This is a genomic window from Methylobacterium sp. J-067 (assembly GCF_022829465.1).
Classification (GTDB): Bacteria; Pseudomonadota; Alphaproteobacteria; order Rhizobiales; family Beijerinckiaceae; genus Methylobacterium; species Methylobacterium litchii.
In genome coordinates, this window is the sequence record NZ_JAKSXZ010000108.1 from 93,455 (window position 1) to 110,674 (window position 17,220).

The following is a 17,220-nucleotide window of genomic DNA, read 5'->3' on the forward strand; positions in this document are numbered from 1 at the left end:
GGACGCCTAGAAGGGCAGCTTCATGCCGGGCGGCAGGGGCAGGCCCTTGGTGAGGTCGGCCATGCGCTCCTGCATGACATGCTCGGCCTTGCCACGCGCATCGTTCGAGGCGGCGACGATCAGGTCTTCCAGGATCTCGCGCTCGTCGGCCACCATCAGGGCGGGGTCGATGCTCACCCGGCGCAACTGGCCCTTGGCCGTCATCGTCACGCGGACGGAGCCGCCGCCGGACGCGCCTTCGACCTCGACGGTGTCGAGTTCGGCCTGCATCCCGGCCATCTTCTCCTGCATGGCCTGAGCCTGCTTCATGATGCCCATCAGGTCGCGCATGCCGGATTCCTTACTCTCGCAATCGCTATAATCGAGCCGACGCCCCTAGAGGTCGTCGCTCTCCGTTTCCTCGACGCGGGCCGCATCGACGTCTCCAAGGATTTCCTCCTCGGCCGTGGCGCGTGCGTCCGTCGCCGTCTCCCGCACGTCGACGATCTCGGCCCCCGGAAACCGCGTCAGGGCCTCCCGCACGAACGGGTCGGCGGCGGCGTTCTCCCGCCGCGTCTCGCTCGCCATGCGGCTGTTCTCGGCGAGCGTCGGCGCGCCGTCTTCCTGCGACAGGCTGACAACCCAGCGGCGGCCCGTCCAGGCCGTCAGCGACGTGGAAAGGTCGTTCGCAAGGCTCGGCCGCCCGCCGGCCGCGAGGCGCAGTTCGATCCGGCCTTCCTCGAAGCGCACGAGGTGCACGTCGCGCTCAAGCGCGGCCTTCATCAGAATGTCCCGCCGCGCATCGGCCAGGGCGACCACGTCCTCGAACCGCGCGAGCCTCGGACCGGCCTCCGCAGCGGGCGCGGGCGTCGGCGCCGGGCGGCGGGCAGCCATGGGCGCGGCCACGGGCGGGGCGTTCACCGCCTGGGCCGGCGGCGGCACGATCCGTTCGAGGACCGGGCGCGGGGCGGCGAGGGCGACGGGCGCGGGCGGCGTCGGCGGAAGCGCTTGGCGCGGCTCGCCCTCGCCCCCCGAGGCGGCCTCCTCGCGCAGGCGGCGCAGGGCTTCGTCCGGGGTCGGCAGGTCGGCGGCGTAGGCGAGGCGGACGAGGGCCATCTCGGCGGCGGCCAGGGGCCGGGGGGCGGATTGGACCTCCGGAATCGCCTTGAGCAGGATCTGCCACGCCCGCGACAGCGCCCGCATGGAGAGCTTGCCGGCGAACTCCGCTCCGCGCAGGCGCTCGGTCTCGCTGAGGGTCGGGTCGGCGGCGGCGTCAGGGACGATCTTGAGGCGGGTGACGAGGTGGGTGAAGGCCGCGAGGTCCGACATCACCACCGCCGGGTCGGCGCCGGAGTCGTATTGCGCGCGCAGTTCGGCGAAGGCGGCGGGCACGGCGCCGCGCATCACCGCCTCGAACAGGTCCACGATCCGCGCGCGGTCGGCGAGGCCGAGCATGTCGCGCACGCCCTGCGCCGAGACCGTGCCGGCCCCGTGGGCGATGGCCTGATCGAGGAGCGAGAGCGAATCGCGCACCGAGCCCTCCGCCGCGCGGACGATGGCCGCGAGGGCCTCATCCTCGACGCCGACCTTCTCGGCCTCGCAGATGCGGGCGAGGTGGGTGCGCAGCACCGGCGCCTCGACCCGGCGCAGGTCGAAGCGCTGGCAGCGCGAGAGGATCGTCACCGGGACCTTGCGGATCTCGGTGGTGGCGAACACGAACTTCGCGTGGGGCGGCGGCTCCTCCAAAGTCTTCAGGAAGGCGTTAAACGCCTTCTCCGAGAGCATGTGGACCTCGTCCACGATGTAGACCTTGTAGCGGGCCGAGACGGGCCCGTAGCGGATGCCGTCGATGATGGCGCGGACGTCGTCGATGCCGGTATGGGAGGCGGCGTCCATCTCCAGCACGTCCATGTGCCGGGATTCCATGATCGCCTGGCAGTGAACGCCGAGTTCCGGCATGTCCACGGTGGGGCCGGTGTCCGGCACGCCCGCGCGGGCATAGTTGAGGCCGCGGGCCAGGATGCGGGCGGTGGTGGTCTTGCCCACGCCGCGCACGCCGGTCAGCATCCAGGCCTGGGGAATGCGCTGGGCCGCAAAGGCGTTGCCCAGCGTGCGGACCATGGCCTCCTGGCCGATCAGGTCGCCGAAATGCGTGGGGCGGTACTTGCGCGCCAGGACGCGGTAGGGCGCCGGCTGCAAAGTCGGGGCTTTGAGCCCGGGAAGCCCCGGCTCGTCGTCAGGCGTGCCGGTCGGTGCGTCCATGACGTATCGGGTGAGGAGCTTCGCGCCCTGGATCAGGGGTGGGAGGCTGGACAGAGACCCGCTCGGTCTCGTTAGGGCTGCTTCCTTCCGGACCTGACCCGGTTGGCGAGTGAAACGTCCCCCGCCAACCCCCCGCCGGCTATATGGCCGGCTCGCCGCGCGAACGCAAGCCGGGCCACGCCGCCTGTCCTCAGAACGCGTTCCGGTAGGCGCGGCGCGACAGCACCGTGAGGATCATGATCTGGATGTCGAGCCAGATCGACCAGTGATCGATGTAGAACAGGTCGTGCTCCACGCGGCCCGCCATGTCCTGGTCGGTCTGCGTCTCGCCCCGGAAGCCGTTGACCTGCGCCCACCCGGTGATGCCCGGTTTCACGTTGTGGCGGCGGGCATAGAGGGCGATGCGCCGCTCGAAGCTGCGGTCGTGCGCCAGGGCGTGCGGGCGCGGGCCGACGAGGGACATATCGCCCAGAATGACGTTCAAGAGCTGGGGCAGCTCGTCGAGGTTCGTCCGCCGCAGCAGCGCGCCGATCCGGGTGATGCGGCTGTCGTTGCGGGTGGCCTGGACGAAGGCCGCGTTGCGCTCCGCCTTCATCGAGCGGAACTTGAACACGTCGAAGGGCTGCTGATTGAAGCCGTAGCGGCGCTGTCGGAAGAAGACCGGGCCGGGGCTATCGAGCTTGATCGCCGCCGCGATCACCGCCAGCAGCGGGAACAACGCGAACAGGGCGAGCGAGGCGACAACGACGTCGAAGCAGCGCTTCAGCACGATCTCGCCGAGGTTGAGCGGGCGGCGGCCGATATTGATGCCGGAGACCTTGCCGACGCGGGCGACCTGCATGTCGGGGAAGCGGTCGAGCACGGTGCCGGGGCGCAGATGCAGCGCGGCGGGCACGCGCAGGAAGGCGTCGATGCAGCGCTCCACCTCGGCGGCGTCGGCCCAGGGCACGAGGACGAACACGTCATCCGGCCGCAGGAAGCGCACCACCGAGACGGCGAGGTCGAGGTCTTCCTGAAGCTGCTCGTAGCGCGTGGCGGTGTCGGCCTGCGGATCGGTGCGGCGCAGGTAGCTGGTGCCGACCACGCGCAGGCCCGGCCCGCCGGTGTGGTTGCTGGCGTAGAAGGCGTGGATGTCTTCCTCGTAGCCGACGAGGTGGACGCGGCTCACCGTGGGCGAGGCCGGGTTGAGGCTGCGGCCGATGAGGCGGCTCATCGCCAGCCGGCTTGCGAAGAGGGTCGGCAGGCCGACGAAGAATACGACGATGGATACGAGACGCGAATAGTCGGTGGTCGTCTTGGTGAGGAAGCCGATCACCAGCACCACCGCCCAGGCGACGAACCACAGGGAGACGACCCGACGCAGGCCGGCGCGCCCTTCGACGAGCCGGTCGAGGGCGTATTCGCCGCGCAGGGCGTTCGTGGTCACGATCACGAGACTGAGGAGCGCCGTGAGTTGCAGGCCCCGGGTCTCGGTCGGCCACGCGTCGTCGTCGGAGAAAGCGATCCGGTAGGACAGTTCACTCGCCAGTGTCACGCCCGCGATGGCCGCGAGGTCCGCCATGGCGGCCGCGACGGAGAGCATCACCCGCATGACGCCACGGCCGCGCTGCGGCAGGAGCGCCGCCCAGACGCGTCGGCGTCGCGTCGCCGTGCCCAGCGTGATGGGCTCGTACGATTGTGGGACCCGCTCTTGAAGCATCGGTCTGCCTGTCCCGTACCGGTCGGTCTCTGTGCCGTTTTGAAACGAACGTGGTTTCGGTCACGGCACCCACCGGGGGTGTGAGCAAGCGCCGAGCCTGCCGCCATGACACACCCTTTTCCGGCCCGGTTCGAGGACGTTCACCGCCCCTTGCCGGGTTCAGACTCCCGCGCGCGATGAACTCTTTCGCGACAGGACTTCACTCTGGTCGATGCTTGAAAGCATGTGCGGGGGATAACCGCACCGTAACCGTACGGCAACTCCGCGGAATACTTATTTCGCTGTCGGCTTCGATTCGGCTGAATCGTTGAGGGGGGTGGGCCGGCGAGATCGCCGGCCCGGCGAAGTCCCGTGCCCTGCGTCTAATGCAGGTGAGGTTACAGATTAGAGCTCTTGAACCGACTCGAATCCCTCGAAATTCGGGTGGTCGAGATACAAAGGTCGCGTCGAAGGTGCGCGACTATGTACCTTTCTGAACTGTTCGGACCGGGTCCAGGCCTCGAAATCCGCACGAGACCGCCACACCGTGTGGGATGCATACAAAATATGATCGGGCAATTCGGGGCCCCTGAGCAGATGGAAGTTAACGAAACCTTCCATCTCTCCTAGATGACTGTCGCGATTGCGCCAGACGGCTTCGAATTCGTCGACGGCATCCTTGACGACCTTGAAGCGGTTCATAGCGAGAAACATAAGATAATTCCCTTCGTTCAGACTGGGAGCTAGCGCAAAACTTGGAGACGGCGGACGTCGTTCCGAGATCAATTTCCCTGAAGTTGCGGTGTATAAAACGATACAACTCGTGACTTCAATCCAAGACTTGGCTCGGAAACGCTCATCTCTCTTCGTGAAACCACAACGTGCATTGTGCGACTTGCAGAATTCAAAGATTTGGGGTCCTAGTGATTGCGTCGGTGCCACGATGCACCGCTCCGGAGCATAAGGGGATGCTTTCCGGTGACGCACCAACGACGGGGTGGGGAAAGTGGACAGAAGTGAGAATAAATTGACGGATCTGCATTTGAAAGGCAGTCGCCCCCTGGGGAAGGACGCGATGCCGCCGCTGATGCCGAAGCAGACCACGGACGTCGACCGGCTCGTCGGCCTGAGAATCACCGCCCTGCGGAAAGCCCGCGGCCTGAGCCAGACCGCGCTGGGCACCGCCGTCGGCGTGACCTTCCAGCAGGTGCAGAAGTACGAAAAGGGCCAGAACCGCGTCGGCGCCGGGCGCCTGCGTGAGATCGCCCGGCTCCTTGAAGTGCCGGTCTCGGCCTTCTTCGACGACAACACCTCGTCGGACGGGCCGCAGGAGGACGTGTTCAGCTTCCTCAACGCCCCGGGTTCGGTGGAATTGCTGCGCGCCTACACGCAGATCGTGGACGACCAGATGCGCCGTGACGTTCTGGCGCTGGTCCGCAGCGCCGCCCGCTTGGCGCATCTGCGCGCCACCGGTGCCGAGGCCGGCGCCCAGCAGTGAGGTGGCCGCCCTGCGGGGCGGCAACTGGATCAGTCTCCGGCCGCGATCAGGTGGAAGAAGCTTCCACTGACAGGCCCGAGGCGGTGACCCGTGAAGCCCATGTCGACGCCCTCGGCGTCGGCGATGCGGGCGAGGGCGATGCGCTCGTCCGGCGGGTCCGACGTGACGCTGGCATAATGGAACTCGTGCCCGACGAGGCCGGTCCCCGACCGGCCCAGGGCGCAGTCTCCGGCGAGCCGCGCCACGCGGTAGCCGAGATGCAGCTTCCGCCGACGATAGGACGTGGCGACGGGGAGAAGGTCCAGCATCGGATGGACCGCCCCGTCCGCGTCTTCCAGGCTCTCCCCCAGCACCATGTAGCCCCCGCATTCGCCATGGACGGGGCGCGTCCGCGCGAAGGCGCGCATGCCCTCCACGAAGCGTGACGCGGCGGCGATGCGGCCGGCATGGAGTTCCGGGTAACCCCCTGGCAGCCAACAGCAATCGCAATCCTCGGGCGGTGCTTCGTCCGCCAGCGGCGAGAACGGCACCAGGACCGCTCCGGCCTCCCGCCAGCCCGCCTCCATGTGCGGGTAGACGAAGCTGAACGCCTCGTCCTGCGCGATGGCGATCCGCTGCCCCGGCGGCGGCACGAGGGGGCGGGCGCCACCTGTCGGCGCCGCGCCGCTAGCGGCGGCCACGAGGGCATCGAGATCGATCCCGGCCTCGGCCAACCCGGCCAGATGCTCCAGTCGTGCGGCAAGGTCGGCGGTCTCCCCCGCCTGGACGAGCCCGAGATGCCGCTCCGGCAGGACCAGCCCGGCCTCCCGCGACAGGGCGCCGAAGACCCTCAGGCCCGCCCTTTCCATGCCCGCCTCCACGAGACGGCGATGGCGGGGGCTCGCAACCTTGTTCAGGATCACCCCGGCGATGGTCAGGCGCGGATCGTAGAGCGTGCAGCCCAGGGCCACGGCGGCAGCGGACTGGGCCGCGCCCGAGACGTCGATCACCAGAATCACCGGCCAGCCGTAGCGCGCGGCGATGTCGGCGTTGGCGCCGGAGCGGTTCTCGGCGGCACGGACGCCGTCGAACAGGCCCATCGACCCCTCCGCGAGGACGATGTCGGCCTCGGCCGCCGAGGCGCCAGCGAGGGTATCGAGCAGGGCGGGGGCCATGGCGAAGCTGTCGAGATTGAAGCTCGGCTCCCCCGTGGCGGCCCGGTGGAAGACCGGATCGATGTAATCGGGCCCGCATTTGGCGCCCCGGACCCGCATGCCCCGGCGGCGCAGGGCCCGCATCAGGGCCAGCGTGACGGTGGTTTTGCCCGAGCCGGAGCGCGGTGCGGCGATCAGAAGGCCCGGCGCACTCATGCCGAACGGCCTCCCACGGCCCCGTTCGGCCGGAACCGGCGGTCGTAATCGGCGGCGTAAAGCGCGCTTTCGCGGAAGTCCTCGGCCTCTAGAGCCGGCCCGACGAAAATAATTGCGGTCCGCTCAAGATTTGCTGCATGCACAAGTTGTGGGATTGTTCGAAGCTTTCCACGGACCACCAATTCGTCGGGCCACGTCGCGCGGAACACCACGGCCGCCGGGCAATCGGCTCCGTAGAAGGGCGTCAATTCGGCGGCGACCGCGTCGATGACGTGGATCGAGAGATGAATCGCCAGCGTCGCCCCCGTCGCGGCGAAGGCGGCCAGCCGCTCACGCTCCGGCATGGCGCTGGCGCGGCCCGAGGTGCGGGTGAGCACCACGGATTGGGCGAGGCCCGGCACGGTGAGTTCCCGGCCGAGCACCGAGGCCGCCGCTGCGAAGGCGGGCACGCCGGGGGTGATCGTGTAGGGGATGGCGAGCCGGTCGAGCCGGCGTAGTTGTTCCGCCAGGGCGCTCCAGATTGAGAGATCGCCCGAATGCAGGCGCGCCACGTCGTGGCCTTCCGCATACGCCGCCTCGATCTCCGCCATGATGGCGTCGAGGGAGAGCGGCGCCGTGTCGACGATCCGCGCGCCCGGCGGGCACCACGACAGGATCTCCGGGGCGACCAGGGAGCCCGCATAGAGGCAGACCGTGCAGGCGGCGATGCGATCACGCCCGCGCACGGTGATGAGGTCGGCCGCGCCGGGCCCGGCGCCGATGAAATGGACCGTCATCCTTCAGCCCTCTGGCGGGTTTCCGGCCGGAAGGCCAGTGCGCAGGTGACGCTGCCGCTGGCGATCCTGTCGAGCGCGAGCCGCGATTCCGGCCCGGCGCAGGCGAGCGCCGCCGCCTCGCAGAGGGAGCCGACGCCGCGCAGGGCCTCGATCCGCGCCGAGCGGGTCGGCACGCGGGCATCGCAGGCGAGGAGCGCTTCGGGGGCGATGCCCTGCGGCAAGAGGCCGAAGGCACTCGCCGCCTCGCATAGCGCCGCGTCGCCGGCCCGGTCGTCGGCGGTGGCGATGGCGGCGAGGCGGCCAGGCGCGAGCCCCGCTTCTGCCAGCGCCCGCCGGATCAGCGCCACGATCTCGGAAGCCTCGGCGCCCCGGCGGAAGCCGATGCCGGCGACGATCATCGCGGCTTCGTCCAGGCCCATTGCGTCACCGGCATCGCCGTCCGCCAGCCTTGCAGCCCGCCAACTGCGCCGGCGCGCGCCACCGAGACCCGGCGCAAGCTCCCGCCCCGCGCGGCATAGGCCGCGAGCAGGGCGGCCTCGCCTTCGAGGGTCACGGCGTTGGCGACGAACCGCCCGCCCGGCTTCAGCGCCTCCGATGCAAGGTCGATCAGCCCCGGTTCCGACACGCCGCCGCCGACGAAGATTGCATCCGGCAGCACCAGCCCGTCGAGGGCGGCCGGCGCCCGCCCGAGGACGACGGCGAGATCCGGCACGCCGAGGGAGAGGGCGTTGCGGCGGATCCGCTCGGCCCGCTCGGGCCGCGCCTCGATGGCGGTGGCCCGCAGGGACGGCCCCCGCAGCATCCATTCGATGGAGACCGAGCCGGCCCCCCCGCCGATATCCCACAGGTGCTGCCCCGGCTGCGGCTTCAGGGCCGAGAGGGTCAGCGCGCGGATTTCGGCCTTGGTGAGCTGGCCATCGTTCTCGAACAGCTCGTCATCGAGCCCCGGCGCGAGCGGCAGGCCCTCGGCCTCGCCCGAAACCTCGATGGCCAGGGTGTTGAGGGCGGCGATGTCACCGAGGTCGAAGCCCTCGGCGCGGGCGCGGCGGATGCGCTCGCGCGGGCCGCCCATCGCTTCGAGCACCGTCACGACGCTGGTGCCGAACCCGCGCGCGGTCAGGAGCCCGGCCAGGGCCGAGGCGGTGCCGCCGTCCCAGGCGAGGACGAGGAGCCGCGCCCCCGGCCGCAGATGCGGGACGATCCGCTCCAACGCCCGCCCATGCAGCGTGACGAGGCCGATCTCGGCCAGCGGCCAGCCAAGCCGGGCACAGGCGAGGCTGAAGGCGGAGGGCTGCGGGAAGGCGGCGATCTCGTCCGCCGGCACCAGCCGGGCGATCTCGGCGCCGATGCCGTAATGGAACGGGTCGCCCGTCGCGAGGAGGCAGGTCGGCCGTCCGCGCCGGGCGAGGATGCCGGGATAGGCGTCGGAGATGGGGCTTGGCCAGATCCGGGTCTCGGCCGTGAGCGGCGCGGCGAGGTCGAGGTGGCGGCGCCCGCCATAGACGATCTCGGCCGCATCGAGGGCGGCGGCGGCGGCGGGTGAGAGGCCGGGTCGACCGTCCTCGCCGATCCCCACGATCGTCAGCCAGCGGCTCGACACGGGCTCACCGGACGGGGACAAGGCGGCCATGCCCGAATCCCCGACGCGACTCCTGATCCTCGGCGGCACCACGGAGGCGACCGCCCTCGCGCGGGCGCTCGCCGACGATCCGGCCTTCGCGCCCGTGCTCTCGCTTGCCGGCCGCACCAGCGCGCCGATGGCGAGCCCCGTCCCCATGCGGGTCGGCGGGTTCGGCGGGGCCGAGGGGCTGGCCCGCTTTCTCCGCGAGGAGGGAATCGCGGCGCTGATCGACGCCACGCATCCCTTCGCCGCGCGGATCTCCGCCAACGCGGCCCGTGCCGCCGAACTCGCGCAGGTGCCGTTGCTCGCGATCCGCCGCCCGGCCTGGGAGCGGGAGGCGGGTGACGCCTGGATCGAGGTCGATGACATGGCGGCGGCGGCCGGAGCCCTCGGGCCGGTGCCGCGCGTGGTGTTCCTCACCATCGGCCGGCAGGAGGTGTCCGCCTTCGCCGGGGCGCCTCACCATGCGTATGTCGTGCGCAGCATCGAGCCGGTGGGCGATGCCCTGCCGGTGCCGCGCCTCACCACCATCGCCGCGCGCGGTCCATTCGACGCCGAGGCCGAAGCGGCGCTGATGCGCGAGGCCGGCATCGAGGTGGTGGTGAGCAAGAATGCCGGCGGCGCGGCGACCCACGGCAAGATCGTCGCGGCCCGCCGCCTCGGCCTGCCGGTGGTGATGGTGCGCCGGCCCGCCAAGCCGTACGTCCCGAGCGTGGCGGATGCGGCGGGAGCGCTGGCTTGGCTGCGCGATCACGCCGCCCCCGGCACGCTGCGCAGGGTGTAGACGAAGGGCGCCTTGCCCTCGCGGGGGATCAGCCGCGTGCCGGAAGCGCCGAGGATCACCATCGTCGCCATGTCGGCGGGGGCGGAGGGCGCCTCGGCGAGCGTGGTGACGCGGATCGCCTCATCCGGCCGGCTGATGGCGCGGGCGAACATCACCGGGGTTTCCGGCGGGCGGATGCCGGCGGCCAGCTCCAGCGCGGCGCCGAGCTGCCAAGGGCGCGCGGAGGAGATCGGATTGTAGAGCGCGATCACGAAATCGGCCCGCAGCACCGCCTCCAGCCGCGCGGTCACGACCGGCCAGGGCTTGAGGTTGTCGGAGAGCGACATCGCGCAGAAATCCCCGCCGAGCGGAGCCCCGAGGCGCGCGGCGGCGGCGAGCATGGCGGTGATGCCGGGCTCGACGGTGATCGCGAGGTCGCGCCAGCCGGGCTCGCCGTGCTCCACCGCCTCGAACACCGCCGAGGCCATGGCGAAGACGCCGGGATCGCCCCCCGACACCACCGCCACGTGCTGGCCGGCGGCGGCGAGGCTCAGGGCATGGCGGGCGCGGTCGACCTCGACGCGGTTGTCGCTGGCATGGCGCACGAGGCCGTCACGCTCCGGCACGCGGGCGACGTAGGGAAAGTAGCCGATCAGGTCGGTGGCTGCGTCGAGGGCGCGGCGGGCGGACTCCGTCAGGAGCGACGGGTCGCCGGGACCGAGCCCGACCACCGTGACGCTGCCGCTCACGGCCGGCGGCCTTCGCCCGGCACGAGGACCATGGAAAAGTAGGGCGCCGAATCGTCGGCCTTCACCTCGAGGGGGATCACCCGCTCGCCGGCCATGGTCCCGCGCTCGACATAGACCGCGCGCGACAGAAGCCCCGCCTCGGTCAGCGCCGCGCGGACCTTCGGCAGGTGCCGGCCAAGCTTCATCACCACGGCGGCGTCCGTGCCCTTGAGGCGCTCGGTCAGCACCGGCAGCGGCAGGGTCGCAGGCAGGACGGTGAGCACGTCGTCCCCCCAGGTGATCGGCGTGCCGGCTCGCGTCCAGCAGCCGGACATGCCGGTGACGCCGGGGATGACATCCACGGGGAAGCGGTCCTTCAAGCGCCGCCACAGGTGCATGAACGAGCCGTAGAAGAAGGGATCGCCTTCCGACAGGATCGCCACGTCGCGGCCGGCATCGAGATGGCCGGCGAGCTTGTCCGACGCCTCGTCGTAGAAGGTCGCGAGGGCGGAGACGTAGTCCGGGTGCTCCGGGTGAAGCTCGGTCGTGTAGGGGTAGGCCAGCGCCATCTCGCGGGACGGATCGCTGAAGATCGCGTCGGCGATGCCGCGCGCGTTGCCGCGCTTCCCCTGCTTGCAGAAATGCACCAGGACCGGCGCCCGCTGCAGGATGCGCAGGGCCTTCACGGTGAGCAGGTCCGGGTCGCCCGGCCCCATGCCGACGCCGTAGAGCGTGCCGGTTTCGACCGCGCGTGTCACCTCGTCCGTCTCGCCCTCGAAGGGCCTCAGCCCGTCCATCACTCGACCTCGCTGGCGAGCGCGTTGACGGCCGCCGCCGCCATGGCGCTGCCGCCCCGGCGCCCGTGGACGACGACGAAGGGCACCCGCCCGTCTCGCGCCAGCGCCTCCTTGGACTCCGCCGCGCCCACGAACCCGACCGGGATTCCGATCACGGCGGCGGGCGGCGCGACGCCCTCGTCCAGCAATTCGAGCAGGCGGAACAGGGAGGTCGGCGCGTTGCCGACCGCGACGACGCTGCCGGGCAGATGCTCGCGCCACAATTCCATCGCCGCCGCCGAGCGGGTGGTGCCCTGGCGCTGGGCCATCTCCGGCACACGCGGATCGCGCAGGGTGCAGACGACCCGGTTGTCGGCGGGAAGCCGGGCGCGGGTCACGCCGTCCGCCACCATGTGGACGTCGCACAGGATCGGCGCGCCGTTGGCGAGCGCCCGCGCGCCGGCCTCGGCGAAGCCGTCTGACATCTCGACGTCGGCGGGCAGGTCGGTCATGCCGCAGGCGTGGATCATGCGCACGACACAGCGCTCGGCCGCCCCCGACCAGCGGGCGAGGTCGGCCTCGGCGCGGATGATCGCGAAGGACTTCGCGTAGATCGCGCCGCCATCGCGGACATACTCGTAACGCGACGTGTCGTGCTGCACGGCGGTCGGGCTCGCGCTCATGCCGGTCTCCGGTTCCTCCCCCCGTCGTTGGTAGCCGACGCGAAGGCGGCGGCAAGCCCGAGAGTTGCCGCCCTTCCTAACCGCTCCAAAGCCGCCTCGATAGGGACTTGCAGTTGGTGTGAATCGCCGGGCGCTCCACCGACGATGATGGCGTACGCGCCCTCGTGCCCGACGAGGGTCAGGTCGGCTGGGCCGGGTTTCGCGCAGCCCTTGGCGCAGCCCGAGACATGCGCCGAGAGGCCCCGCGCCGCGAGGGGGCGAAAGCTCTCCGCAAGGCGGGCGGCGTCGATGAGCGTCGGCGTCGAGCCGGAGGCGCAGGCCGGCGCCCCGGTGCAGGCGGCCACCGCGCGGCGCGGATCGTCCGCCGCGACGATGAAGTCGGCGGCGAGGGCGGCGAGGCGGATCCGCTTGGGCTGGGAGGGGAGCAGCACCACGCCGCGCGAGGGCGACAGGCGGATTTCCGACGCGCCGATATCCTCCGCGACGGCGATCAGCCGCTCGAAGGCGTCGACGGTGCAGCGGCCGAACGGTGCGTCGAGGGCGACGACGGGCCGGCCGTGATGGGTGGAGAGGCCTGGCGCCGGAACCGCCACCGTCATTGCGAGCGGAGCGAAGCAATCCAGCGGCGCCACGTTCGGAGTGTCTGGCCGAGAGTTCGGCGGTTCTTGTACCCTCGACCTCATCCTGAGGTGCCGGAGCGCAGCGGAGGCCTCGAAGGAGGGCTCCAGCGATCGCGGAGCTGTCTGGAGCCCTCCTTCGAGGCCGCTGCGCGGCACCTCAGGATGAGGGGGAGTGAGGGGAGAACTCGGCTTTTCGCCCAGACTCCGAGACGTCGCGCTGCCCTGGATTGCTTCGCTTCGCTCGCAATGACGGAGAGCGTCCAGATTCACATCCCTCATCCGCCGTTGGCCCGTCGCGGCGAAGGCGGTGAGCAGGGCGGCGATGGCGGAGGGAGCGTCCGCCACATCGCATTCCCATGCGGAAGTCGTCGCGACGATGGTGACCCGATCCGCCGACAGCGGCATGACGGACAGGTCCGCTTCGGCCATCGCCATGCCGACCGCGACCAGCGTCTTCGGCGGCAGGCCCGGCACGCCGCGCCCGGCCTCCTCAATGGCCTTCGCCAGCGCGGAAATGCCGTCCCCGGCGAGGGGGCTTGTCAGGGTCAGGCGCTGCGGGCCGCCATCCCGGCGGGTATCCCCGAGGCCGACACTCTCGAGCAGGGCGGCGAGCGGCACGGTGGTCGCCTCGGTGACGCCCCGGATCTGAAGGTTCGCCCGCGCCGTCAGGTCGAGATGGCCGTTGCCGAAGCGGCGCGCGCCCTCGGCCACGGCACGGGCTTGCGCCAAGCTCAGCACGCCCAGCGGCGGGTGGATGCGCGCGAGGAGCCCATCGCCGGTTGGCATCGGCCGGCTGAGACCGGGGCACCAGCCACGGCGGGCGGAATCGGGCAGGGCGCGGGTCATCCGGCCACCTCGCCGAGCAGCGCGTCGGCGGGGAGCGCGTTGCGGCGGCTCGTCCAGAGGCCCCGGTCGCGCGCCTCGTCGAAGCGGTCAAGGATCGCCCGCGTGGCGGCGGGGTTGGCGGCGCGCAGGCGCTCGAACACGTCAGGATCGGCGATCCAGGCGGAATACAGCGCCTCGAACCCGGCGTCTGTCACGGCATCGCTGCCGGCAGCCAGGACGAACACCGCGTCGAGCCCCTGCGCCAGTTCCTGCGCGCCGCGATAGCCGTGGCGAAGCTGCGCCGCGATCCAGCGGGGATCGGCGAGGCGGCCACGGATCAGACGGGCGGAATCCTCCCGCGCGGTGCGGGCCTTCGGGCGCTCGGGCTCTGACACGTCGAGGCTGTAGAGGGCCGGCTTGGCGCCGCTGAGCGTCGCGGCGGCAGCGAACCCGCCCATCGCATCGACGGCGGCGTCCCCGTCGAACAGGTCGCGCTCGGCCACGTCGAAGGCGTGCGCATAGGCATCCGCCTGCGCCACCCGCCGGCCGAAGCCCGCATCCGGCCCCTCGCGGTCGCCATAGGCGTAGCCACTGGCGGCGAGGTAGGCCCGGCCGATGGCGTCGCGCTCCTGCCAATCGCCGTCGAGGGCGAGGGCGGCGGCGCCCGCGCCGTAGCGGCCCGGCGCGGCGCCATAGACGCGCGCGCCGGCCTCGCCCCGGCGGGCGGCAGCGGCGAGGGGATTGTCCTCCTCGTCCTCGTCGCGCGCGGCGACGGCGCGCACCGCCCGATCGAGAAGGGCGAGCGTATCCGGGAAGGTGTCGCGGAAGGCGCCGGAAACGCGCATCGTCACGTCGATCCGGGGGCGGTCGAGCACGGCGAGCGGCAACACCTCGAAGCCGGTGACGCGGGTGCTGGCATGGTCCCAGACCGGCCGCACGCCCATCAGCGACAGGGCGTGCGCCACGTCCTCGCCCCCGGTGCGCAGGGTCGGCGAGGCCCAGAGGTCCATGACGATCCGCGCCGGATAGGCGCCTTCGTCCTGCAGGTAGCGCGTCACCACCGCCTGCGCTGCCTTCTCGCCGAGCAGCGTTGCCGCCCGGCTCGGGATGGCGCGCGGGTCGAGGGTGGTGAGGTTGCGCCCGGTCGGCATCACGTCGAGCCGCCCGCGCGAGGGCGAACCCGCCGGGCCGGGGGGCACGAAGCGCCCGGCGAGAGCGGCGAGCAGGCCGGCGCGCTCGCCCGCCGCGCAGGAGCGGATGGGCTCCGGCGCGTCGTCCGGGGCGCGGCCGAAGATGTGCAGCTCGTCCCGGAAGGAGGTTTCGCCGAGATCGCAGAGATGGGCATCGAGGGCGGTCAGCGCCTCCTCCATCGGCGCGCCCTCCGGGATGCCGGCGCCGGCCAGGAGGCCATGGCCCTCGGCTTCCTCCAGGATGGCGGCGGCCAGCAGCTTGGCCCGGCGCGGGTCGAGGACCGTGGCGGCGGAATATTCCTCCACCAGTTCGCGCAGGCGGGCCGTCTCCGGCGGCAGGCCGGCTCGGGCGACGGTCGGGGTCAGGTGGCCGAGCGCGATGCCGCCGAGGCGCCGCTTCACCGGAGCCGCCTCGCCGGGATCGTCCACGACGAAGGGATAGACCACCGGCAGCGCCCCGACGCAGAGGGAGGGCCAGCACAGGGGCGAGAGCGCCACGGCCTTGCCCGGCAGCCATTCGGTGGTGCCGTGGGTGCCGAGTTGGACCAGGACGTCGAAGTGGCGACGCAGGCCGAGATGGAACGCGAGGTAGGCGTGCGTCGGCACCCGGTCGGGGTCGTGGTAGCCGGCCTTGCGGTCGGCATCGCGGCCCCGGTCGGGCTGGAGGAACAAGGCGCAGGCGGTCCACGGGCTGTCCCTCTCCCCGTCCTGCGGGGAGAGGCCTTCATGGACCTCGTCGTCCACGAAGGAAGCGGAGGCGGAGCCGGAGCGGCGGTGAGGGGGCTGCCCGGGTGAGGCTCCCTCGGCCGCCCCCCTCACCGTCGGCTGCCGCCGCGCTTCGGCGACGACGGGGTCGCCGAAGCCCTCTCCCCGCAGGACGGGGAGAGGGGATGCACGCCCCCGCACGCAGCGGAAGCGGAACGCCCCGTCGCGGCAGAGCGGGTCGGCCTCCGGGTCGCCCCAGCTTTCGGAGAGAGCGGTGCGGGCGCCTTCCGGCAGCGTGGCTAGCCACGCGGCGTAATCGGCGAGGGGGACCGCGAAGGTCGCCTCCCCCTCGGTGAGCCCCGTCATCACATCGTCCGGCAGCGGCGCGGCGGGATAGCCCGCCTCCTCGAGGTCGGCGAAGAGGGCGCGGGCGCTCTCCGGCGTGTCGAGCCCTACCGCGAACCCGGCCCGTCCGCCCCGTGCGGGATAATCGGACATCACCACCGCCACCCGCCGTTCGGCCGGGGGCAGGGCGGCGAGGCGCAGCCAGCCGCGCGCCCGCTCCGCGAGGGCCGCGATGCCCTCCGCATGCGGCACGAGGCGACGCTCGGAGAAACCCACGGCCTCCGGGGCTTCTTCCTTGAACGCGATGGGGAAGCCCGAGAGCCGCCCGTCGAATTCCGGCAGGGCGATCTGCATGGCGAGGTCGGAGGCGCCGAGCCCACGCGACGAGGCCTCCCAGGCCGCGCGGGGCGAGCCGACCGTGAAGGCCTGCAACACGGGGCATCCCGCCCGGTCGAGGACGAAGCCGGCATCGTCCCGCGCCGAGAAGGCCGTGGCCGCGATCACGATGTCCGGTCGTTGCGCGGCGAGGGCCGTTTTGACGGCGGCGACGGCCTCCGGGTCCTTGAGGCTCGAAACCGCCAGCGTCAGCACGCCGATCCCGCGCTCTTGGAGGGCGAGCGCCAGGGCCTCGAACGGCGCGGTGTCGCCGCCGAGAACGGCCGAGCGGTAGACGAGGAGGAGGGCCAGCGGAGGCTCGTCCCGGCCCAATCCACTCAAGCCGTCATTGCGAGCGAAGCGAAGCAATCCAGGGCGGCGGGCCGCTTCAGGATAGGGTGCTTCCCTGGATTGCTTCGCTTCGCTCGCAATCACGGTGGGCAACGGCACGGCACTCCGGCCTGCCGCAAGAGCCGTGTCTACCGCCACCGGCCCGCAGCCGGGGCACCATGCGAACCCCCTCGGCAGCGGCTGGGGCGGGTCCACCGGGCCGCCGCCGTCGAGATGGGCCGCGAGGCGGCGGAACAGGCGGCGCAGGTTCTCGGGGCCGCCGGCGCGGAAGTAGCCGTCCAGGTCCTCGGCCAGCGCGGCGTCGGTGCTGAAGGCGGCGAGGCGCGGGTCGGGCCGGTCGTCGCCGGGGAGCACGGCGAGCACCACGCCATGTGCCCGCGCGGCGTCGGCGCAGCGTTCGACGCCGTAGCGCCAGTAATCGAGCCCGCCCAGGCAGCGGATCACCACCGCGCGGGCGCGGGCGATGACCTTCTCCACGTAAAGATCGACGGAGAGCGGATGCCGCAGCTTGGCGAGCTTGGCGAGCCGCAGCGACGGCAGATCCGGCGCGGAGGCATGCGCGCGCGCGAGGCCGGCGAGGTCGCTGTCCGTGAAGGACAGGATCACGAGGTCGCCCGGCTCCTGGCCGAGATCGATCGCCGCCTCACCCTCGTCGAGGGAGACCGTATCGACGCGCAGGAGGTGCATCGCGCCTCC

At 71.8% G+C, this 17,220-nt stretch carries 15 protein-coding genes and 1 other RNA gene; 2 read left to right on the top strand and 14 right to left on the bottom strand.

All coding sequences use genetic code 11. From position 1 onward, the window contains the following. Positions 1 to 6: 6 nt before the first annotated feature. From MKK52_RS14400 to MKK52_RS14420, 5 genes are all read right to left on the bottom strand, one after another. Positions 7 to 330 (bottom strand): YbaB/EbfC family nucleoid-associated protein, encoded by a 324-nt coding sequence (locus tag MKK52_RS14400; protein WP_243954872.1) that lies wholly within the window; start codon positions 328 to 330, stop codon positions 7 to 9. 45 nt (positions 331 to 375) lie between these two features. Continuing rightward, positions 376 to 2,241 (bottom strand): DNA polymerase III subunit gamma/tau, encoded by a 1,866-nt coding sequence (locus MKK52_RS14405; protein ID WP_243954874.1) that lies wholly within the window; start codon positions 2,239 to 2,241, stop codon positions 376 to 378. Between the two features lie 36 nt (positions 2,242 to 2,277). Further along, an RNA gene (gene ffs, locus MKK52_RS14410) (signal recognition particle sRNA small type) lies at positions 2,278 to 2,376 on the bottom strand. A 55-nt stretch (positions 2,377 to 2,431) separates the two neighbouring features. Then, positions 2,432 to 3,940 carry an undecaprenyl-phosphate glucose phosphotransferase gene (locus MKK52_RS14415; RefSeq protein ID WP_243954876.1) on the bottom strand — a complete coding sequence of 503 codons (1,509 nt, stop codon included), beginning with the start codon at positions 3,938 to 3,940 and terminating at the stop codon, positions 2,432 to 2,434. Between the two features lie 384 nt (positions 3,941 to 4,324). Next, a complete protein-coding gene (locus tag MKK52_RS14420) occupies positions 4,325 to 4,633 on the bottom strand; it encodes an antibiotic biosynthesis monooxygenase family protein (RefSeq protein WP_243954878.1) in 309 nt (102 codons plus the stop codon). Between the two features lie 370 nt (positions 4,634 to 5,003). Between MKK52_RS14420 and MKK52_RS14425 the strand changes: the two genes are divergently transcribed. Then, entirely contained in the window at positions 5,004 to 5,417 is a 414-nt protein-coding gene (locus MKK52_RS14425; protein ID WP_243955114.1) for a helix-turn-helix domain-containing protein, read from the top strand. Between the two features lie 29 nt (positions 5,418 to 5,446). Here MKK52_RS14425 and MKK52_RS14430 read toward each other — a convergent pair whose 3' ends face one another. Genes MKK52_RS14430 through cbiE form a run of 4 tightly spaced genes read right to left on the bottom strand, consistent with a single transcriptional unit; the run spans position 5,447 to position 9,172 of the window. Beyond that, positions 5,447 to 6,766, bottom strand: a complete 1,320-nt coding sequence (locus MKK52_RS14430; protein ID WP_243954880.1) for a cobyrinate a,c-diamide synthase — start codon at positions 6,764 to 6,766, stop codon at positions 5,447 to 5,449. Then, a complete protein-coding gene (cobM, locus tag MKK52_RS14435) occupies positions 6,763 to 7,542 on the bottom strand; it encodes a precorrin-4 C(11)-methyltransferase (protein WP_243954882.1) in 780 nt (259 codons plus the stop codon). The genes MKK52_RS14430 and cobM overlap by 4 nt, the downstream gene beginning before the upstream one ends. Beyond that, positions 7,539 to 7,961, bottom strand: a complete 423-nt coding sequence (locus tag MKK52_RS14440; RefSeq protein ID WP_243954884.1) for a cobalamin biosynthesis protein — start codon at positions 7,959 to 7,961, stop codon at positions 7,539 to 7,541. The genes cobM and MKK52_RS14440 overlap by 4 nt, the downstream gene beginning before the upstream one ends. Continuing rightward, complete coding sequence (cbiE, locus tag MKK52_RS14445; protein ID WP_243954886.1) at positions 7,937 to 9,172, bottom strand: precorrin-6y C5,15-methyltransferase (decarboxylating) subunit CbiE; 1,236 nt, start codon at positions 9,170 to 9,172, stop codon at positions 7,937 to 7,939. Before cbiE ends, MKK52_RS14440 begins: the two co-directional genes overlap by 25 nt. Between cbiE and MKK52_RS14450 the strand changes: the two genes are divergently transcribed. After that, positions 9,171 to 9,947, top strand: coding sequence for a cobalt-precorrin-6A reductase (locus tag MKK52_RS14450; protein ID WP_243954888.1), 777 nt, complete (start codon positions 9,171 to 9,173; stop codon positions 9,945 to 9,947). The two genes, cbiE and MKK52_RS14450, sit on opposite strands and share 2 nt — an antisense overlap. Here MKK52_RS14450 and cobJ read toward each other — a convergent pair. The 5 genes from cobJ to cobN are packed head-to-tail and all read right to left on the bottom strand — an operon-like array spanning position 9,914 to position 17,211. After that, positions 9,914 to 10,675 carry a precorrin-3B C(17)-methyltransferase gene (cobJ, locus tag MKK52_RS14455; RefSeq protein WP_243954890.1) on the bottom strand — a complete coding sequence of 254 codons (762 nt, stop codon included), beginning with the start codon at positions 10,673 to 10,675 and terminating at the stop codon, positions 9,914 to 9,916. The two genes, MKK52_RS14450 and cobJ, sit on opposite strands and share 34 nt — an antisense overlap. Beyond that, entirely contained in the window at positions 10,672 to 11,451 is a 780-nt protein-coding gene (locus MKK52_RS14460) for a precorrin-2 C(20)-methyltransferase (RefSeq protein ID WP_243954892.1), read from the bottom strand. Before MKK52_RS14460 ends, cobJ begins: the two co-directional genes overlap by 4 nt. Then, entirely contained in the window at positions 11,451 to 12,113 is a 663-nt protein-coding gene (locus MKK52_RS14465) for a precorrin-8X methylmutase (RefSeq protein WP_243954894.1), read from the bottom strand. Before MKK52_RS14465 ends, MKK52_RS14460 begins: the two co-directional genes overlap by 1 nt. Further along, positions 12,110 to 13,579 carry a precorrin-3B synthase gene (locus tag MKK52_RS14470; RefSeq protein WP_243954897.1) on the bottom strand — a complete coding sequence of 490 codons (1,470 nt, stop codon included), beginning with the start codon at positions 13,577 to 13,579 and terminating at the stop codon, positions 12,110 to 12,112. Before MKK52_RS14470 ends, MKK52_RS14465 begins: the two co-directional genes overlap by 4 nt. After that, entirely contained in the window at positions 13,576 to 17,211 is a 3,636-nt protein-coding gene (gene cobN, locus MKK52_RS14475; protein ID WP_243954899.1) for a cobaltochelatase subunit CobN, read from the bottom strand. The genes MKK52_RS14470 and cobN overlap by 4 nt, the downstream gene beginning before the upstream one ends. Positions 17,212 to 17,220: the final 9 nt, after the last annotated feature.